This window comes from Streptomyces sp. GSL17-111, assembly GCF_037911585.1.
In the GTDB taxonomy this organism is placed as follows: Bacteria; Actinomycetota; Actinomycetes; order Streptomycetales; family Streptomycetaceae; genus Streptomyces.
The window spans coordinates 5,926,843-5,951,653 of sequence record NZ_JBAJNS010000001.1 but is presented as its reverse complement, the minus strand read 5'-3'; the positions used below and the strand labels follow the sequence as shown (position 1 = coordinate 5,951,653).

1 protein-coding gene is annotated in these 24,811 nt (G+C 73.9%); it reads right to left on the bottom strand.

Annotation, left to right across the window (positions count from 1 at the left end):
* Window positions 1-71: 71 nt before the first annotated feature.
* Window positions 72-24,752, bottom strand: coding sequence for a type I polyketide synthase (locus V6D49_RS25735; RefSeq protein WP_340563471.1), 24,681 nt, complete (start codon window positions 24,750-24,752; stop codon window positions 72-74).
* Window positions 24,753-24,811 lie beyond the last annotated feature (59 nt).

Below are 24,811 nucleotides of genomic sequence, written 5' to 3'. Positions count from 1 at the left end.
CGAGAGCGTGGCCCGGACCGGGGAACCGGTCCGGGCCACGCTCTCGTCGCCGTGTCGCGTCGTGCGCGGGATCAGTCGCCGGGGTTGTCGTCGAGCTGCTCACGGATGAGGCTGATCAGCTCGTCGTCGTCATCGGTTGCGGCGATCCGGTCGGCCACGAGCTCGTCTGCGGCGCCGGATCCCTCCGCCGGACGGAGCGGCCTGGTCCGCCGACCGGACGGGCCGGTCGCCGTCCACGTGTCGAGGAACGCCTGCAGGCGGACGGTGAGCCGGGCCTTCGACAGCTCGTCCGGCGGGCTGTCGGCCGCCATGGCTTCCAGCGCGTCGAGCGCGCCGATCAGCGGACCCACGTCCGTGACCGGCTCCGCACCCGGCAGCGTGCGGTGCAGGTGGTCGGCGAGCACGGCCGGCGTCGGATGGTCGAAGACGAGCGTGGCCGGGAGGTGCCGCCCGCATGCCCGGGCCAGCAGGTCCCGGAACTCGACCGCGGTCAGGGAGTCGAATCCCAGGTCGCTGAAGGGGCGCGAGTCGTCGATGTGCTCGTCCGGCGTGTAGCGGAGGACTACGGTGAGGCTGTGCCGGATCAGCCGGCCGAGTTCGGCGAGCCGCTCACCGGCGCCGAGGCCGGCGAGCCGGTCGGACAGACCGGGCCCGTCCTCGTCACCGGATGCCTCTGCCGTCAGCGCGCGGACCGCGTCCGGCAGTTCGCCGAGCAGAGGGCTCGGCCTGCCCGAGGTGAACACCGGGGCGAACCGCGCCCAGTCGACGTCGGCGACCGTCAGAGCGGCCTCCCGGCCGTCGATGGCCTGCGCCAGCGCGGCGGTGGCGAGCCCCGGGTCGAGAGGGCTCAGACCCCGACGGTGCAGGTACTCCTCCGCCTCCCCCGTCGCGGCCATGCCGGATTCCGCCCACGGCCCCCACGCCACCGAGGTGCCGGCGAGTCCGAGGTCCCGGCGGGCGCGGGTCAGCGCCTCCAGGTAGGCGTTGCCCGCCGCGTAGAGCGCCTGCCCGCCGCTGCCCCAGGTTGCGGCGATGGACGAGAAGACCACGAAGAGTTCGAGCTCCGCATAGGTGTCGGGATGTGTGCCGGCGTCCGATGTGAGCGCGTGCAGGTGCGCCGCCCCGCGTACCTTTCCGTCGGTCACCTCCGCGACAGCCTCGGGCCCGGTGCGTTCCACCAGTTCGGACTGGGGGACGCCCGCGGCGTGGACGACACCGGTCAGCGGCAGGTCCGCCGGGAGGGAGGCGAGGAGTCCGGCCACCGCTTCCCGGTCTGAGATGTCGCAGCGTGCGATGGTCACCCGGGTGCCCGTGGCCTCGAGTTCGGCGGTCAGTTCCGCAGCGCCGGGGGTCTGCTGGCCCCGGCGGCTGGTGAGCAGCAGGTGGGCGACGCCCCGTCCCGCCAGCCATCGTGCCACGGCGCCTCCGAGGGCGCCGGTGCCGCCGGTGATCAGCACGGTGCCGGGCCGGGACGGTGTCCAGGCCGGTGCGGTCCGGTCCGCCTGGCCGGCCCTGAGGAGGCGCCGGGCGAGGACGCTGCCGCCGCGCACCGCGACCTGGTCCTCGCCGGTGACGCCGGCGAGGACGGCGGTCAGCCTGGCCGGGTTCCACGCGCCCCGGTCGGCGGGCAGGTCGATCAGGCCGCCCCAGCGCTTGGGGGCTTCGAGCGCGACGACCTGTCCGAAGCCCCACAGCTGGGCGTGCTCGGGCCGAGTGACCCGGTCGTCGGCGTTCACGGCGACCGCGCCGCGGGTGACGCACCACAGAGGTGCTTCGAGAGCGGCGTCGCCGAGGGCCTGGACGAGGGCGAGTTCCACCGGCAGGCCGGCGTGCGGTCCTGCCACGTGGACGATTCCGGTGATGCCGCCGGTGACCGCGTCGGCGGACGCGCGAAGGCGGGCAACCAGGTCGTCTCTGCGGGGGCGGGCCGCGTCGACCGCCAAGCGGACGACCTCGGCACCTGCGGCGCGGAGGGCATCGCCGATGCCCACTTCGCCGTCGCCCGCGTCGCGGATGTCCGCGTCGTCGTCGGCGCCGTCCGTCTCGACGACGAGCAGCCAGGTTCCGTCGAGGGCGGCGTCCGGCACGACGGTGGGACGCCAGTCGACCCGGTAGCGCAGCCCGGCGAGCGCCGATTCCTCCCGGGAGCGCCTGCGCCACGACGACAGCGCCGGCAGCAGGGTCCCGAACTGGTCGGGTGTGTCGGTGAGTCCGATGGTGTCGGCCAGTCCGGCGAGGTCCTCACTCTCCACGGCCTCCCAGAACCGGGCCTCGACCTCGTCCGCGCCCGCCCCGGAACCGACCGTCACCGCATCGGCGGCCGACCGCTCGGGCCAGTACCGCTCACGCTGGAACGCATACGTCGGCAACTCGACACGCCGACCCGCCGGCAACACAGCGCACCAGTCCACCACCACACCCGACACCCACAGCCGACCCAACGCCCCCAGCAACGACGCACCCTCACCCCGGTCCTTGCGCAACGCCGCCGCGAACACACCACCCTCACCAGCCGACTGCCGCGCAAGAGCACACAGCACACCATCCGGACCCAACTCGAAGAACCGCGTACGCACCGGCAACGAGGCAACCGCCTCCGCGAAGCGCACCGGCTCGCGAATCTGCCCCACCCAGTACGCCGGCGTGGCCATGTCACCAGGCGCCGTGGCCACCAGGGGAATCGTCGGAGGATGGTAGGTCAGCGACTCCGCGACCGCCGCGAACTCCGCCAGCATCGGCTCCATGCGGTGTGAGTGGAAGGCGTGCGAGACCACCAGCCGCTTCACCCGCACGTTCTGGGCGCGCAGCCGCTCCTCCAACGCGTCGACCGCGCCCGCGTCACCGGAGACCGTCACCGACCCCGGCCCGTTCACCGCCGCCAGACACACACCCTCCGGCAGATCCAGGCCGTCCTCCGCCGCCTCCACCGCCAGCATCGCACCGCCCGCCGGCAGCGCCTCCATCAACCGACCACGCGCCGACACCAGCGCACACGCGTCATCCAACGACAACACACCCGCCACATGCGCAGCCGCCAACTCACCCACCGAATGACCCACCAGCACATCCGGCACCACACCCCACGACTCCACCAACCGAAACAGCCCCACCTCCAGAGCGAACAACGCAGGCTGGGTGTACACCGTCCGCGCCAGCAGCTCCGCGTCCTCCCCGAACACCACCTCCCGCAACGAACGATCAAGATCCACCCGCGCACACACCGCATCGAACGCCTCAGCGAACACCGGGAACGCCTCATACAACCCACGACCCATCCCGACCCGCTGCCCACCCTGACCGCTGAACAGCAAAGCCAGCCCGCCGTGCACGACCTGGTCGCGCACCACGTCCCGGGCGGGCTCGCCGGTGGCCAGCGCGTTGAGTCCGGCCAGCATCTCGTCCCGGTCGGCTCCGGACACGACCGCGCGGTGCTCCAGGCGGGCGCGCGAGAGCAGGGTGCTGGCCACCGTCGCGGGCGTCATATCCGGGTTTCCGGCGAGGCAGTCGTGCAGTCGCTCCGCCTGTGCGGAGAGTGCCCGTGCCGTCCGGCCCGACAGCAGCCACGGTGCCAGGGCGTCGTCCAGCGGGCCTGCTGTACCGTCCTCCGTCGCCGGCGCAGCTTCGAGGATCACGTGCGCGTTGGTCCCGCTGATACCGAACGACGACACACCGGCCCGGCGCGGACGATCCGCCTCCGGCCACTCCCGCGCCTCCGTCAGCAGCTCGACGGCTCCGGCGGACCAGTCCACGTGCGGCGACGGCTCCCCCACGTGCAGGGAGGGCGGCAACACGCCGTGGCGCATCGCCAGCACCATCTTGATCACACCCGCGACGCCCGCGGCGGCCTGCGTGTGGCCGATGTTCGACTTCACCGATCCCAGGTAGAGGGGCTCCTCACGGTCCTGCCCGTAGGTGGCCAGCAGCGCCTGCGCCTCGATCGGATCACCCAGCCGCGTGCCGGTCCCGTGCGCCTCCACGGCGTCCACATCGCCGGTCGTCAGCCGGGCCGCCTCCAACGCGGCACGGATCACCCGCTCCTGCGACGGGCCGTTCGGCGCCGTCAGACCGTTCGACGCACCGTCCTGGTTGACCGCGCTGCCACGCACCACCGCCAACACCCGGTGCCCAAGACGCTGGGCGTCCGACAGCCGCTCCACCAGCAGCACGCCCACGCCCTCCCCCCAACCCGTACCGTCGGCATCCGCCGAGAAGGCCTTGCAGCGGCCGTCAGCCGCGAGGCCGCCCTGGCGCTCGAACTCGGTGAACACCGTGGGTGTGGCCATCACGGTCACACCGCCGGCCAGCGCCATGTCGCACTCGCCGCTGCGCAGCGCCTGCGCCGCCAGGTGCAGGGCCACCAGCGACGACGAACACGCCGTGTCCACCGTCACCGCCGGTCCCTCGAGACCGAAGGCGTACGACACGCGGCCGGAGAGGACGGCTGCGGCGTTTCCGGTGGCCACGTGTCCCTGGACCTGCTCGTCCGTGCCGGCGACGATCCGGGGGTAGTCCTGACCGTTCGTACCGGCGAAGACGCCGACCGCGCCGCCCCGCACTCCGCGCGGATCCACCCCGGCGGACTCGAACGCCTCCCAGGTGGCCTCCAGCAGCAGCCGCTGCTGCGGGTCCATCGCCAGCGCCTCACGCGGCGAGATCCCGAAGAGACCCGCGTCGAAGTCGGTCGCCCCGTCGACGAAGCCGCCCTCCTGCACGAATGACGCACGGCCGCCGACGGGCTTCCAGCCGCGGTCGGCCGGGAACCCGGTCATCGCGTCGACTCCGCCGTTCAGCAGACTCCACAGGTCGTCGGGCGCCGCCACGCTGCCGGGGAACCGGCAGCTCATTCCGACGATCACCACCGGCTCGTCAGCCGTGCCGGTCCCGGTGACTGGTCCGGCGGCAGCCGGTTCCGCCGGCCGCTCCGCACCGAACATCTCCTGTTCGAGGTAGCGCGCCAGGACCTCCGGGGTCGGCCGGTCGAACACCAGCGACACGGGCAGCGACAGACCAGTGCGGGCAGCGATCAGGTTGCGCAGCTCGACGGCTGCCAGCGAGTCGAAGCCGAGGTCGCGGAAGGCCTGGCCCGTGCCCACGGCGTCCGCCGTGCGGTGCCCGAGCACCGCTGCGGCCCACTCGCGGACCGCGTCCAGCAGGAGGCCGCCGCGGCGGCCCGCCGGCGCTGCCGCCAGCTCGGCCCTGAACCCTCCGGCCGGGCCGTGGTCGCCGCTCGGGGTGACTGCGGTTGAGACCGCCTCCGGCAGTTCGGCCAGCAGTGCACTTGCCCGGCTCTTGGTGAACGCGGCCGCGAACAGCGGCCAGTCGATGTCGGCCACCGCCGGCTGGGGTTCGGCGCCTTCGCCCGCGATGACCTGTTCCAGAGCCGTCACGGCCAGTTCCGGGTCCATCGGCGTGAGGCCGCCTCGGCGCAGTCGCCCGGCCACGGCCCCGTCCTCGGCCGCCATACCGGTGTGGGCCCACGGTCCCCAGGCGATCGACGCACCGGGCAGACCCCGGTCGCGCCGCGCGCGCATCCACGCGTCGACGAAGGCGTTGGCCGCGGCGTAGTTGCCCTGCCCGGCGCTGCCGATCGTCCCGGCCAGCGACGAGAACGCCACGAAGAAGTCAGGTTCGTAGGGCTGGGTCAGTTCGTCGAGGGTCATCAGGCCGGACGCCTTCGCGGTCAGCACCGCCTCGAAGCGCTCGGGGGTGAGCGTGTCGAGTGTGCCGTCGTCCAGCGCGCCCGCGGCATGGACGACTCCGGTCAGGGGAAGGTCCGCCGGGAGCTGGGCCAGCGCGGCGTCCAGTGCCTCGCGGTCGCTCACGTCGCCGGTCGCCACGATCGCCCGCGTGCCTCGCTCGTCCAGTTCAGCGACGAGTTCGGCGACTCCGGGGGCCTCGGTGCCGCGTCGGCTGAGCAGGAGCAGGCACGGTACACCGCGGTCGGCCAGCCGGCGGGCGACCACCGCGCCCAGCGCGCCGGTGCCGCCGGTCACCAGAACCGAACCGGTCCGCGACGGCGACCACGGCGCGGTACCGCCGCCGGATTCCGTGCGCACCAGGCGGCGTCCGTACACCGCGGAGTCGCGCACGGCCACTTGGTCCTCGCCGGTGCTTCCGCCGAGGACGGCGGCCAGCCGGGCCGCGCCCCGTGCGTCCAGAACGGGTGGGAGATCGATCAGGCCGCCCCACCGGTCCGGGTGCTCCAACGCGGCGACGAGTCCGAGTCCCCAGGTCTGTGCCTGCACGGGGTGGGCCAGCATGTCCGCCCGGCCGACGGCGACCGCTTGAGAGGTCAGCGTCCAGCAGCGGGTGGTGATCCCGGCGTCGCCGAGTGCCTGGAACAGGGCCAGGTTGAGTATGAGCCCGGCGGGGACCGCCGAGCCGGGGGCCGGCTGCTCTGCCCAGGCGGCGAACGAGACCACTCCGTCCACCGGGCCCGCGTCGCCGAGCCGGGCGGCGAGCGCGGCCCGCTCCGTGCCGACGGGTACGGCGAGCCGGACCGGTTCAGCGCCGGCGGCGACGAGCGCCGCGGCGACGGCGTCGGCCGCGTCGGCCGCGTCGGCCTGTGCGGGTGGCGACGCCGCATCACCGGTGGGTGCCCGGCGCGTCCCGGGTGTCTCGGGTGCCTCGGGTACGACCAGCAGCCAGCGGCCGTTCAGGGACGGGGTCGCGGGCAGCTCCGTGAGGGGGCTCCACGTCGTGCGGTAGCGCCAGGATCCGAGCTCCGACTCAATGCGCTGCTGACGGCTCCACGAGGAGAGCATCGGCAGCGCGGGGGCGAGGAGGTCCGGGGAACCACCGTTGCCGAGGAGGTCGGCGAGTTGGTCCATGTCGGCACGCTCGACCGCGTCCCAGAAGCGGGTGTCCATGGCGGCGGCGGGCGCGGCGGCAGCGGAGACCGCGTGCGGCCAGTACCGCTCGCGCTCGAACGCGTAGGTCGGCAGCGTGACGCGGCGGCCCTCGGGCCAGACCAAGGCCCAGTCGACCGCGACGCCGGAGGCCCAGAGGCCCGCCAGCGCACGCAGCACGGTGGCCGGTTCCTCGCGGTCCTTGCGCAGCAGTGACATCGGGGTGTGTGCGAGTTCGGACGGAGTCAGGCTCTGCTGGGCGAGGGCGCTCAGCACGCCGTCGGGCCCGAGTTCGAGGAAGCGGGTGGGCTCTGCGTCCTGCGCTCTGCGCACGGCGTCGGCGAAGCGGACGGGCTCGCGGATCTGCCCCACCCAGTAGCCGGGCGTGGCCATGTCGCCCGGAGCCGTGGCGACCAGGGGGATCGTCGGGGCGTGGTAGGTCAACGACTCCGCGACCGCCGCGAACTCCGCCAGCATCGGCTCCATCAGATGCGAGTGGAACGCGTGCGAGACCACCAGCCGCTTCACCCGCACACCCTCGGAACGCAGCCGCTCCTCCAACGCCCCGACCGCGTCCGCCTCACCGGAGACCGTCACCGACGTCGGCCCGTTCACCGCCGCCAGACACACACCCTCGGGCAGATCCAGACCGTCCTCCGCCGCCTCCACCGCCAGCATCGCACCACCCTGCGGCAGCGCCTCCATCAACCGGCCACGCGCCGACACCAAACGACACGCGTCATCCAACGACAACACACCGGCCACATGCGCGGCCGCCACCTCACCCACCGAATGACCCACCAGCACATCCGGCACCACACCCCACGACTCCACCAACCGGAACAACGCCACTTCCAGGGCGAACAACGCGGGCTGCGTGTAGACCGTGCGGTCCAGCGCCTCACCGTCCCCGAACACCACCTCGTGCAGCGGCCGGTCGAGGTCGACCCGCGCACACACCGCGTCGAACGCGTCGGCGAACACCGGGAACGCCTCGTACAGCTCACGCCCCATCCCGACCCGCTGCGCACCCTGACCCGAGAACAGCAAAGCCAGCCCGCCGTGCACGACCTCGTCGCGCACCACCGACGGCACGGACCGGTCCTCGGCCAGGGCGTGCAGCCCTGCCAGGAGTTCCTCCCGGTCCTCACCGAGAACGACCGCCCGGTGCTCCAGCGCCGCACGCCCCGTCGCCAGCGTGTACGCCACGTCTAGCTCGGCGGCGTCGAGCTCCGCGTGGACGCGGGCCAGGCGCTCGGCCTGGGCGCGCAGCCCGTGTGCGGTGCGGGCGGAAACGACCCAGCCCACGTCGCCCGGCACGTCCGCGGGGCGGGAGGTCCGCGGCGCGGAGTCGACGTGTTCGAGGATGATGTGGGCGTTGGTGCCGCTGATACCGAACGACGACACACCTGCACGGCGCGGACGGTCCGCCTCCGGCCACTCCCGCGCCTCGGTCAGCAGCCGTACCGCACCCGCCGACCAGTCCACCTGCGACGAGGGCTCGTCCACGTGCAGCGTCGCCGGCAGGACGCCGTGGCGCATCGCCAGCACCATCTTGATCACGCCGGCGACACCGGAAGCCGCCTGGGTGTGGCCGATGTTCGACTTCACCGATCCCAGGTACAGGGGTTCGGTGCGGTCCTGCCCGTAGGTGGCGAGCAGCGCCTGCGCCTCGATCGGGTCGCCCAGCCGCGTGCCCGTACCGTGTCCCTCAACCACGTCCACGTCCGCCGGCGCCAGCCGGGCGCTCGCCAGTGCCTGGCGGATGACACGTTGCTGCGAGGGTCCGTTGGGGGCGGTGAGGCCGTTCGACGCACCGTCCTGGTTGACGGCGGAGCCCCGCACGACAGCCAGCACCTCGTGCCCGAGGCGGCGTGCGTCGGAGAGCTTCTCCAGCACGAGTACGCCGACGCCCTCGCCCCAGCCCGTGCCATCGGCCGCGTCCGCGAACGCCTTGCACCGACCGTCGGCCGCGAGGCCGCCCTGGCGCTCGAACTCCGCGAAGACACCCGGCGACGTCATCACCGTCACGCCGCCGGCCAACGCCATCTCGCACTCGCCGGTGCGCAGCGCCTGCGCCGCGAGATGCATCGCGACGAGCGACGACGAACAGGCCGTGTCCACCGTCACCGCCGGTCCCTCGAGGCCGAAGGCGTACGCCACCCGGCCGGAGATCACGCTGTTGGCGGTGCCGGCGAGCAGGTACCCCTCGGCTCCGTCCAGGCCGCCGGCGTCGCCGTAGCCGGAGGACGAGGCCCCCGCGAACACGCCGACCGGACGGCCGCGCAGTCCGCGCGGGTTCATCCCCGCCGACTCGAACGCCTCCCAGGTGGCCTCCAGCAGCAGCCGCTGCTGCGGGTCCATCGCCAGCGCCTCGCGCGGGGAGATCCCGAAGAGAGCGGCGTCGAACTCGGTCGCGCCGTCCACGAAGCCGCCGCGGGCCGATACGCCCTCCAGGGCCTCGGCCGGCCATCCGCGGTCGGCCGGGAAGCCGGCGATGCCGTCGGCCCGGCGCGTGACCAGGTCCCACATCTCGTCGGCGGAGCGGATCCCGCCGGGGTAACGGGCGCTCATGCCGACGATCGCGATCGGTTCGTCGGCGGCGGGCGCGGCGCCCGGACCGGTGGCCCGGACCCCGTGTGTCGCCGGTGCGGCATGGGTCTCCCGGGCAAACGGTTCGGCGTGCCGCAGCAGTTCGCCGACGAGATGGGTCGCCAGCGCGTCGGAGTCGGGGTGGTCGAAGACGAGGGTCGCGGGCAGCGCGAGCCCGGTCTCCGCGCCCAGCAGGTCACGCAGTTCGACGGCGGTGAGCGAGTCGAAGCCGAGGTCGCGGAAGGACCGCCCGGCCTCGACGGCGGCCGCCGACGGCAGGCCGATGCAGACGGCGGCACGCGACCGGACCAGGTCGAGCACCATCGCGTGGCGGCGCCCCTCGGGCGCGGCGAGCAGGCTGTCGCGGAACCCCGGGGCCTGGGAGTCGGCAGCCGGTACGGGCGCGAGGGCCGCGGCGGCCTCGGGCAGGCCCGTGAGGAGCGCGCTGTCGCGGCCGGAGACGAAGGCGGGGGCGAACCGCGCCCAGTCCACGTCGGCGACGGTCACGCAGCTCTCGCCCAGGTCCACGGCGCGGGCGAGGGCGACGACGGCGAGGTGCGGGTCGAGGGCGGCCAGCCCGTGCCGGTTCAGGTGCTCCTCCGCCCCGTCCGCCTCGGCCATACCGGGACCGGCCCACGGTCCCCATGCCACCGAGGTGCCGGTGCTCCCGTGTGCGCGCCGCTGCTCGACGAGGGCGTCCAGGTAGGCGTTGGCGGCGGCGTAGACGGCCTGCCCGCCGCTGCCCCAGGTGGCGGCGATGGACGAGAAGACGACGAACAGGTCCAGTTCTCGGCCCCGTTCGCGGGTGAGGGCGTCCAGATGCGCCGCGCCCACCACCTTCGCGTCCAGGACTCGGGCGATCTCCGCGTCGTCGGTGTCCGTGAGCGGTACGGCCTGTCCGGCTCCGGCCGTGTGCACGACGCCGGTCAGCGGGTACGCGGCCGGGAGCGTGTCCAGCACGGCCGCGAGGGCAGCACGGTCGGTGACGTCGCACGCGGCGACGGTCGTCTCGGTGCCGAGAGCGGCCAGTTCCGCGACGAGTGCTTCGATGCCGGGCGTGTCCGCGCCGCGGCGGCCGAGCAGCACCAGGTGCGGCACGCCGCGCCCGGCGAGCCAGCGCGCGACGTGTCCCCCGAGGGCTCCCGCCCCGCCGGTGACCAGGACGGTGCCGGTGGGTGTCCACGGCGCCGCGGCCGGGCCGTCCGCGGTCGCACGGGCCAGGCGCCGGCCGTACGCACCGGAGGAGCGCACCGCGACCTGGTCCTCGCCGGAGCCGCCCGCAAGGAGGGCCGCCATTCGGCGGGTCGCGCGGGTGTCGGGCTCGGCCGGGAGGTCGATCAGTCCGCCCCAGCGGCGGGGTTGTTCCAGGGCCGCCACGCGGCCGAGTCCCCAGGCCTGCGCCTGCTCGGGGCTGCGCAGCGGGTCGGAGCGGCCGACGGAGACCGCGCCGCTCGTGACCAGCCACACGGGAGCGTCGAAGTCCGCTGCGTCCAGCCGCTGGAGGAGGGCCACGGACGCGGTCACGACAGCGGTGGACGGGACGGTCACGACGATGCCGTTGACAGGTGTGGTCGCGGTGTGCGGGACGGCGTCGAGGCTCTCGGTGTCGCCGGACACGGTGAGGACGTCGGCGCCGGCGGCGCGGAGCGCGGCGGCGACGGCGGGTCGGGACTCGCCGACGAGCAGCCAGGTGCCGGACAAGGTGCCGGCCGTGTTCACGAGGCCGGAGAGCGGGGTCCAGATAGTGCGGTAGCGCCAGGACTCGGTCAGCGACTCCTCGCGGCGGGATCGCCGCCACGCGGAGAGGGTGGCGAGCAGGGAGTCCAGGTGCTCCGGTGTGTCGGTGAGTCCGATGGTGTCGGCCAGTCCGGCGAGGTCCTCACTCTCCACGGCCTCCCAGAACCGGGCCTCGACCTCGTCCGCGCCCGCCCCGGAACCGACCGTCACCGCATCGGCGGCCGACCGCTCGGGCCAGTACCGCTCACGCTGGAACGCATACGTCGGCAACTCGACACGCCGACCCGCCGGCAACACAGCGCACCAGTCCACCACCACACCCGACACCCACAGCCGACCCAACGCCCCCAGCAACGACGCACCCTCACCCCGGTCCTTGCGCAACGCCGCCGCGAACACACCACCCTCACCAGCCGACTGCCGCGCAAGAGCACACAGCACACCATCCGGACCCAACTCGAAGAACCGCGTACGCACCGGCAACGAGGCAACCGCCTCCGCGAAGCGCACCGGCTCGCGAATCTGCCCCACCCAGTAGCCGGGCGTGGCCATGTCACCAGGCGCCGTAGCCACCACGGGAATCGTCGGGGCGTGGTAGGTCAGCGACTCCGCGACGGCCGAGAACTCGGCCAGCATCGGCTCCATGCGGTGTGAGTGGAAGGCGTGGGAGACCGTCAGCCGCTTCACCCGCACGTTCTGGGCGCGCAGCCGTTCCTCCAGGGCGTCGACCGCGTCCGCGTCACCGGATACCGTCACCGACGTCGGCCCGTTCACCGCCGCGAGATCCACACCCTCCGGCAGGTCCAGACCGTCCTCGGCCGCCTCCACCGCCAGCATGGCACCGCCCTGCGGCAGCGCCTCCATCAACCGGCCACGCGCCGACACCAGCGCACACGCGTCATCCAACGACAACACACCCGCCACATGCGCAGCCGCCACCTCACCCACCGAATGACCCACCAGCACATCCGGCACCACACCCCACGACTCCACCAACCGGAACAACGCCACTTCCAGAGCGAACAACGCAGGCTGGGTGTACACCGTCCGCGCCAGCAGCTCCGCGTCCTCCCCGAACACCACCTCCCGCAACGAACGATCAAGATCCACCCGCGCACACACCGCATCGAACGCCTCAGCGAACACCGGGAACGCCTCGTACAACCCACGCCCCATCCCGACCCGCTGCCCACCCTGACCGCTGAACAGGAATGCGGTCCGGCCCTCGCGGGCCGTGCCGGTGACGAGCGCCGGGTCGGGGCGGCCCTCCGCGAGGGCGCTCAGGCCGTTCGCGAGGTCCGACGGCGCGGCGCCCACGATCAGCGCCCGGTGGTCCAGCGCCTCCCTGGTCGTGGCCAGTGACCACGCCACGTCCCGCGCGGCGCGGCCGTCCTCCACGGGCAGGTGGGTCAGGCGCTCCGCCTGGGCACGCAGGCCTTCTGCGGTGTGGGCCGAGACGACCCAGCCCAGGGTTCCGGATCCGAGATCCTCCGCCGGGTCGGTGTCGTCGGCCGGTGCGGCTTCGAGGACGACGTGGGCGTTGGTGCCGCTGATACCGAACGACGACACACCGGCCCTGCGGGGGCGGTCCGTCTCCGCCCATTCCCTTGCCTTCGCAAGGAGCTCGACGGTCCCGGTGGACCAGTCGACCTGGGTGGACGGCTCGTCCACGTGCAGGGTGGCCGGCAGGACGCCGTGCTGCATCGCCAGCACCATCTTGATCACACCCGCGACGCCTGCGGCGGCCTGGGTGTGACCGATGTTGGACTTCACCGACCCCAGGTAGAGGGGCTCCTCACGGTCCTGGCCGTAGGTGGCCAGCAGCGCCTGCGCCTCGATCGGGTCGCCCAGCCGGGTGCCCGTACCGTGCGCCTCCACAGCGTCCACGTCCGCGGGTGCCAGCCGTGCGTCAGCGAGCGCTCGCCGGATCACCCGTTCCTGCGACGGGCCGTTCGGCGCCGTCAGACCGTTCGACGCACCGTCCTGGTTGACCGCGCTGCCACGCACCACCGCCAACACCCGGTGCCCGAGACGCCGGGCGTCGGAGAGCCGCTCCACCAGCAGCACGCCGACGCCTTCCGACATGCCGGTGCCGTCGGCATCGTCCGCGAAGGCCTTGCACCGGCCGTCCGAGGCAAGGCCGCGCTGCCGGTCGAACTCGGTGATGACACCGGGAGTGGCCATCACGGTCGCGCCGCCGGCCAGCGCCATCTCGCACTCGCCGCTGCGCAGCGACTGAACCGCCAGGTGCAGGGCCACCAGCGACGACGAACACGCCGTGTCCACCGTCACCGCCGGTCCCTCCAGACCGAAGGTGTACGCGAGCCGGCCCGAGGCCACGCTCGTCGCGGTGCCGGTCATCACGTGCCCGGCGGCAGAGTCGGGCAGGTGCATTCCCAGGCCGTACTGGGCGTGGGCGGCGCCGACGAAGACGCCGGTGGCCGATCCGTGCGCGTCGGAGGGGAGGATACCGGCGGACTCGAAGGCCTCCCAGGAGGCTTCGAGGAGGAGGCGCTGCTGCGGGTCCATCGCCAGCGCCTCGCGTGGGGAGATGCCGAAGAGGCCGGCGTCGAACTCCGTCGCCCCGTCCAGGAATCCGCCGCGGGCCGCTTCGCCCTCGACGACCCGGGTGGGCCAGCCGCGGTCGTCCGGGAAGCCGGCGGTGGCGTCTGCGCCGGTGCTGACCAGCGACCACAGGTGCGCCGGTGAGGCGACGCCGCCGGGCAGTCGACAGGCCATGCCGACGATCGCGACCGGCTCGGTGTACGAGGCGGTGCTGGGCTCCGGTCGCAGGGCGGCTGTCTCCGGCGCGGTTTCGCCCAGCAGGCCGAGGAGGTGGTCGGTGAGCGCGGCCGGGGTGGGGTGGTCGAAGACCAGCGTGGCCGGGAGTCGGAGTCCGGTCGCGGCGTTCAGCCGGTTGCGGAGTTCCACGGCCGTCAGCGAGTCGAAGCCGAGGACACGGAAGGCCTGGCGTGCTCCGATGGCGTCCGTGCCGGAGTGGCCGAGGACGGTGGCGGCGTTGCCGCGGACGAGGCCGAGGACGGTCTCGCGCCGTTCGGCGGCGGGCAGTTGGTGCAGCCGTCCCGCGAGGGTGGTGAGATCGTCGGATTGGACGGCGGCCCGTCGGCCGAGTGGGCGGATCAGCCCGCGCAGCAGCGCCGGGACGACCGCGTCGCGTGTGCGGTCGAGGACGACGGGCACCAGGTGCGGGAGGTGGGTCGCGGACGCGGCGTCGAAGAGTGCCAGGCCGAGTCGGGTGTCGAGGGTCGGGACCTTCCTGCTTCCGGAGCCGGTGCCGGCCGGTGCCGTGGAGGAGTCGAGCACGTGGCCGGTCAGGGCGCTGGCCTGTTCCCACAGGCCCCAGCCCAGGGACTGGGCGGGCAGGCCCTGGGATCGGCGCCAGGAGGCGAGGCCGTCGAGGAAGCCGTTGGCCGCCGCGTAGTTGGACTGGCCGCCGGTGCCGAAGGTGGCCGCGGCGGAGGAGTACAGCGCGAAGAGTGCGAGGTCGGCGCCGGCGGTCAGCTCGTGCAGGTGGACGGCGGCGTCGACCTTCGGCCGGAGCACTGCGTCCAGTCGATCCGGCGTCATCGCCTCGAACACGCCGTCGTCGAGGGCCCCTGCCGCGTGCACGACGCCGGTGAGCGGGTGGGTGGCGGGCACGGCCGCGACCACCTGGGCCAGTGCCTCCCGGTCGGCGGCGTCGCAGGCCGCGATCTCCGCGTGGGCTCCGAGTGCGTGCAGGTCGGCGAGGAGTTCGGCCGCGCCGGCGCTCCGGTCGCCCTGACGGCTGAGCAGCAGGAGGTGCCGGGCGCCGTGCTCGGTGACGAGGTGCCGGGCGAGGAGTCCGCCGAGCGTGCCGGTGCCGCCGGTGACGAGGACGGTGCCTTCGGGGTCGAGGGGTGCCGGCACGGTCAGGACGTTCTTGCCGATGTGACGGGCCTGGCTGATGTGGCGGAACGCGGTGACGGCGTCCCGTACGTCCCACACGGTGGTGGGCAGCAGGGTCAGTGCCCCGCTGTCGAACAGGGCGATGATCTCGTGGAGGATCTCCCGCATGCGGTCGGCGCCCGCTTCGGCGGGATTGAACGCCCGGTAGTGGGTTCCCCGGTGGTCGGCCGCCACCTGCGCGGAGTCGCGTAGGTCGGTGCGGCTCATGTCGGCGAACCGGCCGCCGTCGGCGAGGAGTCGCAACGACGCGTCGACGAACTCGCCGGCCAGCGAGTTGAGGACGATGTCGACGCCGCGGCCACCGGTCGCGGACCGGAACCGGTCCTCGAAGGCAAGGTCGCGCGAGGAGGCGATGTGGTCGTCGTCGAGGCCGGCGGCGCGCAGCACGTCCCACTTGCCGGGGCCGGCGGTGCCGAACACCTCCAGGCCGAGGTGGTGGGCGAGCTGGACGGCGGCCATGCCGACGCCGCCCGCGGCGGAGTGCACGAGGACGGATTCGCCGGCGCGGGCGGCTGCCACGTCGGTCAGGCCGTAGTACGCCGTGGAGTAGGCGACCGGGACGGCCGCCGCCTGGGAGAAGGACCAGTCGGCGGGGACGGGCGCCAGCAGGCGGCGGTCGGTGACGGCCCGGTCGGCGATGCCGCCGCTGAAGAAGCCGAACACGCGGTCGCCGACGGCGAGGTCCGTGACGCCGGGGCCGGTCGCGGTCACCACGCCTGCCGCCTCGGCGCCCATCCGGGCCTGGTCGGGATACATGCCGAGGGCGATGAGGACGTCCCGGAAGTTCACTCCGGCGGCGCGCACGGCGACCCGGACCTGACCGGGTGCCAGGGGGGCGTCGGCCTCGGGTTCGGCGACGAGGGCCAGGTTCTCGAGGGTGCCGTCGTCGGTGACGTCGAGCCGCCAGGCGGTCGGTCCGGCGGGGAGCGCGAGCGCGGTGGCGGTCGCGGTGTCCGCGTGGGCGAGGCGAGGTGCCCGGGCCCGGCCGTCCCGGACGGCCAACTGCGGTTCGTCGTCGACGACGGCCCAGGAGGTCCAGGTGTCGTCGTCGCCGCCGGCCGGGTCACGGTCGAGCAGCACGATGCGGCCGGGGTGTTCGGTCTGGGCCGCTCGCAGCAGGCCCCAGACGGCCGCTCCCGCGAGGTCGGTCACGGCCTGTCCGGGTGCGGCGGGGACGGCGCCCCGGGTGACGACCACGAGGCGTGCCTGCGGGGGCTGTTCACCGGCGAGCCATGCCTGGACGGCACGCAGGACGTCCCGCGTGGTCCGCCGGACGGCGTCCGCGGTGCCGGCCTCGGGTGCGGGGTCCGGCAGGGCGAGCACCGTGACCGGTGCGGGCGGGGTCGTGCCGGCAGGCTCCGTGCCGGCGTCGCAGGGGCTGGTGGTGACCCAGTCGGTGGTGTCGGGTGGCGGGTTCCCGGGTTCCGGCAGGAGTGTCCAGTCGAGGGCGAAGAGGGTGGTGCGGACGGTGTGGTCCTGGGCCTGGGTCAGCGCCTGGGAGAGGACGTCGGGGGTGATCTCGCGCAGGACGAGGGAGTCGATGGTCACCACCGGCTGACCTGCCGGGTCGGTGGCCTGGACGATGATGCCGTCCGGCCCGGTGGTGAGCGTCACGCGCAGGAACGTGGCGCCGGTGGCGTGGAGGCGGACGCCCTTCCACGCGAACGGCAGCCGGGTGCCCTGGTCTCCTCCGGCCGGGGTGGCGAGGCCGGCCGCGTGCAGCGCGGCGTCGAGCAGCGCGGGGTGCACGCCGAATCCGCCGGTGTCGAGGTCCTCGTCGAGGGCGATGTCGGCGAAGACCGTGTCGCCCTGTCGCCACGCGGCCCGCAGTCCCCGGAACGCGGGGCCGTACGCGTATCCGGCGGCGGCCAGGCCGTCGTAGTAACCGGCCAGGTCCACGGGGCGCGCGCCGGTCGGGGGCCAGACCCCGTCACCGGTCGTGCCCGGGCCGGGAAGGGCAGGGGTCTCCGGGACGCCCAGCAGGCCGGTGGCATGACGGACCCAGTCCGCCTCCTCGGCGGGACGGGAGAAGATCTCCACCGTGCGGTCGCCGCCGTCCTCGGCGGTGCCCACAACCACCCGGATGGCGACGCCGTCCGGCGCGGGGGCGAGCGGTGTCTGCAGGACGAGTTCGCGCAGCACGCCGCAGCCGGCGTGGTCACCGGCCTGGAGTGCCATCTCCACGAGCGCGGTGCCGGGCACGAGGGCCGTGCCGAGCACGTTGTGGTCGGCCAGCCAGGCGTGGGCGGACGGCGCGAGCCGTCCGGTGAGCACCAGGCCGCCGTCGGGAAGGGCGACGGCGGCGCCCAGCAGGGGGTGGCCGAGCCGCGACTGGCCCACGGCCGACACGTCTGCGGTCAGGGCCTGCTTGGGCCAGTAGCGGTCGCGCTGGAAGGCGTACGTCGGCAGCTCGGCGCGGCCGTGCGCGGGCAACAGGTTCGACCAGGTGACGTCGACTCCTGCGGTCCACGCCAGGGCCAGCGCGGTCAGGAACCGCTCCGCTCCGCCTTCGTCGCGCCGCAGGGTGCCGAGGACGGTGCCGTCGGCGCCGGCGGTTTCCAGGGTCTCCTCGATACCGGGCGTGAGCACGGGGTGCGGGCTGCACTCCAGGAACACCGACCGGCCATCGCCCAGCAGCGCATCCGTCGCCTCACCGAACCGCACCAACGACCGCAGACTCTCATACCAATACCCGGCATCCATCACCGCCGTATCAATCCGCCCACCCGTCACCGACGAATACAACGGAACAGCACAGGACCTGGGCGACACCGGAGCAAGGTCAGCAAGGATCCGCTCCCGCAACTCCTCCACCTGCACCGAATGCGACGCATAATCCACCGGAACCCGACGCACCCGCACCCCACGCCCCTCACACACACCCACCAACTCATCCAACGCCCCCACCTCACCCGACACCACCGTCGAACCCGGCCCATTCACCGCCGCAACCGAAACCCGACCACCAAAACCACCCACCAACTCCCCCGCCACCTCAGCACCCACACCCAACGACACCATCCCACCCCGACCCGCCAACACCCGCAACGCACGCGAACGCAAACCCACCACCCGCGCACCATCCACCAACGACAAACCACCAGCCACCACCGCCGCCGCGATCTCACCCTGCGAATGACCCACCACAGCCGACGGCACCACACCAACCGACCGCCACAACCCAGCCAACGACACCATCAACGCCCACAACACCGGCTGAACCACATCCACCCGACCCCACAACACCTCCTCATCGCTCTCCAACACCTCCCACAGCGACCAACCATCCGTGAACGGCTCCAACGCCGCCGCACACTCCTCCAGCGACTCCCGAAACACCGCCGAGGACGCCGCCAACTCCCGACCCATCCCCAACCACTGCGACCCCTGCCCCGGAAACACCAACACCGGGCCGGTCTGGGCGGAGCCGGCGACGCCGGTCACCGTGCCGACGGCTTCGCGGCCCTCGGCAAGGGCTTCGAGTGCCTGACGCAACTCGACCGGGTCCGAGCCGATGAGGACGGCGCGGTGGCTGAGCGCGGCGCGTGACGTCGCCAGGGACGCGGCGATCCGGCCGGTCGCCGCTCCGCCGCCCGCGTCCAGGTCGCGGACGTGTTCCAGCAGCCGGGCCGCCTGTGCGCGCAGCGCCTGCTCCGTCCGCCCCGACACCACCCACGGCACCACACCGACACCCGCGTCGGCCTCCGCCGGGGCGATCTCCTCGGCCGCGGGCTGCGGGGCGGCCTCCAGAATCACGTGCGCGTTGGTGCCGCTCATGCCGAACGAGGACACGCCGGCGCGGCGCGGCCGGTCGGTCTCCGGCCAGCCCCGTACCTCCGTCAGCAGCTGGACGGCTCCCGCCTCCCAGTCCACCCGGGAGGACGGTTCGTCCGCGTGCAGAGTCGGCGGCAGCACGCCGTGCCGCAGCGCCATGACCATCTTGATCACGCCGGCGACGCCGGAGGCGGCCTGGGTGTGGCCGACGTTCGACTTCAACGATCCCAGGTAGAGGGGTTCGTCGCGGCCCTGGCCGTAGGTGGCCAGCAGGGCCTGCGCCTCGATCGGGTCGCCGAGCGTCGTGCCGGTGCCGTGCGCCTCGACGACGTCCACGTCGGCCGTCGTGAGCCGGGCGTCCGCCAGGGCCCGCCGGATGACCCGCTCCTGGGAGGGGCCGTTCGGCGCGGTCAGTCCGTTCGACGCGCCGTCCTGGTTGACGGCCGAGCCACGTACGACGGCCAGCACGTCGTGCCCGTTGCGCCGGGCGTCGGAGAGGCGTTCCAGCACCACCAGGCCGACGCCCTCGCTCCAGCCGGTGCCGTCGGCTGCGTCGCCGAAGGCCCGGCACCGGCCGTCGGACGAGAGGCCGCCCTGCCGCTCGAACTCGGCGAAGATGCTCGGTAGGGCCATCACGGTGATGCCGCCGGCCAGGGCCAGTTCGCACTCCCCCTGCCGCAGCGCCTGGACCGCGAGGTGCAGGGCCACCAGGGACGACGAGCAGGCCGTGTCCACCGTCACCGCGGGGCCCTCCAGGCCGAAGGTGTACGCCACCCGGCCGGAGATCACGCTGTTGGCACCGCCGGCGAGGACGTGTCCCTCCGTTCCCGACGCCAGGTCGGTGCCGATGCCATAGCCGGAGGAGGAGGCGCCGACGAGGACGCCGGTGGCGGTGCGGTGCAGGGAGGTCGGATCGATGCCGGCGTGTTCGAGGGCTTCCCACGCGGCTTCGAGGAGCAGGCGCTGCTGCGGGTCCATGGCGAGCGCCTCGCGCGGCGAGACGTTGAACAGGCCCGCGTCGAAATCGGTCGCCGCGTCGACGAAGCCGCCGCGCAGCGCGTACGCGGCGCCGGCGATGTGGGTCTCCCAGCCGCGGTCGTCGGGGAACGGGCCGGTTCCGTCGGCGCCGGAGACGACCGTGTCCCACAGGGCCTGCGGGCCGTCCACGCCGCCGGGCAGCCGACAGCTCATGCCCACGATCACGACCGGGTCGTCGTCGGCGCGGGCGGGAAGCAGCTGCGCCTGCGCGGGGGTGTCGGCCTCGCCGGACAGCTCAGCGAGCAGGTATGCGGCGAGGGCCACCGGGGTCGGGTGGTCGAAGACGAGGGTCGCGGGCAGCCGCAGCCCGGTCTCGGCGGTGAGGGTGTTGCGGAGTTCGACGGCGGTCAGCGAGTCGAAGCCGACGTCCCGGAAGGCCCGGCGGGGTTCGACGGCGCCCTCCCCGCTGTGCCCGAGCACCCGCGCGGTGTGAGTGCGGACTGCGTCCAGCAGCAGCCGCGGCCATTCCGTGCCGGGAGCGGCGGCCAGGGCGTCGAGGAGTTCCGAGGTGACCGGGCCGCCGTCGGCGCCGTGCTCGGCGTCCGCGGACGCCGCGACGGCTTCGGGGAGATCGGCGAGGAGCGGGGCGGGGCGTCCGGAGACGAATGCCGGGGCGAACCGTTTCCAGTCGACGTCCGCGATGTTCACGTACGACTCGTCGCGGTCCACCGCGCGGGCGAGCCCCTTGACGGCGAGTGCGGGGTCCAGGGCGCCCAGCCCGCGGCGGAGGTGGGCCGCCACGACCTCGTCGTCCTTGGCCATGCCGATCTCGGCCCACGGGCCCCAGGCGATGGCGGTGCCGGTCAGGCCGCGTGCGCGGCGGTCGGCGACGAGGGCGTCGAGGTAGGCGTTGCCGGCGGCGTAGGCGCCTTGGCCGCCGCTGCCCCAGGTCGCGGCGATGGAGGAGAAGACGACGAACAGGTCCAAGCCGTCGGTGAGTTCGTCGAGCAGGGCCGCTCCGGTGGCCTTGCCGGTGATCACCCGGTTCAGGGCGGTCTCGTCGGTCTCCAGGAGCGGGCCGCCGTCTCCGACGCCGGCGGTGTGCACGACGCCCGTGAGGGGGAAGGCGGCGGGGACCGCGGCCAGCAGGGCGGTCAGCGATGCGCGGTCGGCGATGTCGCAGGCGGCGACGGTGACCTGGGCGCCGAGCGCGGTCAGTTCGGCCGTGAGGGCATCGACGCCGGGGGCTTCCGGGCCGCGGCGGCTCGCCAGGAGGAGGTGCGGAACGCCGCGACCCGCGAGCCATCGGGCGACGTCGGCGCCGAGGCCGCCGGTCCCGCCGGTGACCAGGACGGTGCCGTCGGTCGTCCACCGCCGCGGGGAGGTCTCGGCCGTCCGTGGGGCGCGGACGATGCGGCGGCCGTGCGCCCGGCCCTGGCGCAGGGCCACCTGGTCCTCGCCGCGGTCGCCGGCCAGCAGTGCGGTGAGCGTCGCCCCGGTGGTCTCGTCCATGGCCGGCGGCAGGTCCACCAGGCCGCCCCAGACGTCCGGGCGTTCGAGTGCGGCGACTCGGCCGAGGCCCCACAGCAGTGCGTGTGCGGGGTGGTTCGGCCGGTCGCCGTCCGTGGTGGAGACCGCTCCGCGGGTGAGGCACCACAGGGGTGCGCCGGTCGCCGCGTCGGCGACGGCCTGGAACACCCGCAGCAGGACGGCGAGTTCGGCCACGGCTTCCGACGGGTTCCCGTCGGGGTTCCCGGCGACGTACACGACGCCGTTCGGGGCGGCTTCGGCGACCCGCTCGGCGATGGCGGACCGGTCGTCGTCGGGTGACAGCGTCACCTCGCGGACCTGGGCTCCGGCAGTGCGCAGCGCGTCCGCCACCTCCGGGGCGGGGGCGGTCGGGCCGGAGGTGAGGAGCAGCCAGGTGCCGGTGGGCGCGGGTGAGCCACGGTGGTCGGGAAGCCGCTTCCACGCGACGTGGTAGCGCCACGAGTCGAGGACGGCGTCCTCGTGCTGGGAGCGCCGCCAGGAGGAGAGCGCGGGCACGACCGCTTCCAGGGCGCCCGCGTCGTCCGGGATGCCGAGGGTCTCGGCCAGTGAGGTGAGGTCCTCGCGCTCGACGGCCTCCCAGAACCGTGCCTCGCCGGCGTCTGCGGGGACGGGGGCGGTGTCGTCCCGGGCGCCGGTGAGCGGCTCGGGCCAGTACCGTTCGCGCTGGAAGGGGTAGGTGGGAAGGTCGACGCGGCGTCCTTCGGGCAGCACGGCGGTCCAGTCCGGGCCCGCTCCACAGGTCCAGAGGCGGCCGAGTGCGGCGAGGCCGGTCTCCCGTTCGTCGCGGTCCTTGCGTAGCAGGGGTGCGCAGACGAGGTCGGGGGCGGTCTGCTGGGCGAGGGCGCACAGCACTCCGTCCGGACCGAGTTCGGCGACACGGGTGACGCCGTCGGCGCGCAGCCGCGTCACGCCGTCGGCGAAGCGGACAGGCTCTCGAACCTGGCGGACCCAGTAGTCGGGGGTGGCGAGGTCGCCGGGGGCCGTGGTGACGACGGGGATCTCGGGGGTGTGGTACGTCAGGGTCCGGGCGACGGCGGCGAACGCGTCGAGCATCGGGTCCATCAGGTGCGAGTGGAACGCGTGCGAGACGGTGAGCCGCTTCGTCCGGGTGTCGTGGGAGCGAAGCCGTTCCTCCAGTGCGGCGATCGCGGCGGCGTCGCCGGAGACGGTGACCGAGGCGGGCCCGTTGACGGCGGCGAGGTCCACGCCGTCGGGAAGTTCCAGCTCGTCCTCGGCGGTCTCGACGGCGAGCATGGCGCCGCCGGACGGCAGTGCGTCCATCAGACGGCCGCGTGCGGAGACGAGGCGGCAGGCGTCGTCGAGCGAGAGCACGCCGGCGCAGTGCGCGGCGGCGATCTCGCCGATGGAGTGTCCGAGGAGGACGTCGGGGAAGACACCCCAGGTCTCCAGCAGGCGGAACAGGGCGACTTCCAGCGCGAACAGGGCTGCCTGGGCCCAGACGGTCCGGCCGAGGGCTTCGGTGTCGCCGAACACGACGTCCCGCAGGGGCCGTTCGAGATCCATGCGGGCGCAGACGGCGTCGAAGGCGACCGCGAACGCGGGGTGAGTGTCGTACAGTTCGCGGCCCATGCCGGTGCGCTGGGCGCCCTGGCCGGTGAACAGGAACGCCGTCCTGCCCTCGCCGACGACGCCGGTGACGACGCCCGTGGCGGGCCGGCCGGCGGCGAGCGCGCCGAGTCCGGCGAGCAGGTCCTCGCGGCCGGTGCCGGACACGACGGCGCGGTGGGTGAGACCGGCCCGGGTGGTCGCCAGCGACCAGGCGACGTCGACCGGCTCGTCGGCGCGCCCGCCGAGCTGCCGGGCCAGCCGGTCGGCCTGGAGGCGCAGTGCGGCCGGGGTCTGTGCCGACACCGGCCAGACGACGGGGCCGCGGGGCTGTGCGGGGGTCGCCTCGCCGTGTGCGGCGGGGGCGGTGCCGGGCGGGACGGCGGGGTCCGGGGCCGGTGCCTCCTCGATGACGACGTGGACGTTGGTGCCGCTGATGCCGAACGCGGAGACGCCGATCCGGCGCGGCTCCTCGCGGCGGGGCCATGGCTTCGGCTCGCTGAGCAGGCGGACGACGCCGCCTGGCCGGGCGGCGTGCGGGGTCTCCTCCTCGACGTGGAGGGTGCGGGGCAGTTCGTCGTGGTGCATCGCGAGGATGCTCTTCATGACGCCGGCGACGCCCGCGGTGGCCTGGGTGTGGCCGATGTTCGACTTGAGGGAACCCAGCCAGAGCGGGTGGTCGGGGTCGCGGTCCTTGCCGTAGGCGTCCTGGAGGGCCTGTAGTTCGATCGCGTCGCCGAGCCGGGTGCCGGTGCCGTGGGCCTCGACCGCGTCGATGTCGGCAGGGGTGAGCCGGGCGGCGGCGAGCGCGGCGCGGATGACGCGCTGCTGGGAGGGGCCGTTGGGGGCGGTGAGGCCGTTGGAGGCGCCGTCCTGGTTCATCGCCGTCCCGCGGACGACGGCGAGCACGTCGTGTCCGAGCCTGCGGGCGTCGGAGAGCCGTTCCACGAGGAGGACCGCGACGCCTTCGCTCCATCCGGTGCCGTCGGCGCCGGCCGAGAAGGACTTGCAGCGCCCGTCGGAGGACATGCCGCCCTGCTTGCCGAACTCGCTGAAGGCGCTGGGGGTGGTGATCACGGCGACGCCGCCGACGAGCGCGCGGCCGCATTCCCCGCGGCGGAGCGCCTGCACCGCGAGGTGGAGGGCGGCCAGCGACGACGAGCAGGCGGTGTCGACGGTGACCGCCGGGCCTTCCAGGCCGTAGACGTAGGAGAGCCGGCCGGACAGCACGCTGTGGGCGCTGCCGGTCAGCTGGTAGCCGACGGTGGACTCCGGCATGCGGCCGACCGTGGCGTAGCCGGTGGGCGAGGCGCCGATGAAGACGCCGGTGTCGCTGCCGGCCAGCGAGTGGGGGTCGATGCCGGCCCGTTCGAGAACTTCCCAGGACGCCTCCAGCAGCAGCCGCTGCTGGGGGTCCATCGCGAGCGCCTCGCGGGGGTTGATGCCGAACAGCGCGGCGTCGAAGTCGGTGGCGTGGGAGACGAACCCGCCCCGGCGGGCGTAGCCCTCCGGGGCAAGTCCGGTCTCCGTCCAGCCCCGGTCGTCGGGGAAGTCGGCGATCGCGTCGGTGCCGTCGGCGACCAGACGCCACAGCTCCTCCGGCGCGTCGACGCCGCCGGGGAGCCGACAGCTCATCGCGACGACGGCCATGGGTTCGCGGGCGGCTTCCCGCATCTCCCGGTTCTGCCTGCGAAGGCGTTCGACCTCCTTCAGGGAGGCCCTGAGGGCTTCTACGGCCTTCTCGTCACGAGTATTCATCGAGTTCTCCACCGCTCAGGGATGGTCTCGGCCGGCACCGACGACGCGCGCCATCGTAG

Bases quoted from the DNA above. Each gene is read 5' to 3' on its own strand.
- V6D49_RS25735 (WP_340563471.1), bottom strand. From the start codon at position 24,752: ATGAATACTCGTGACGAGAAGGCCGTAGAAGCCCTCAGGGCCTCCCTG.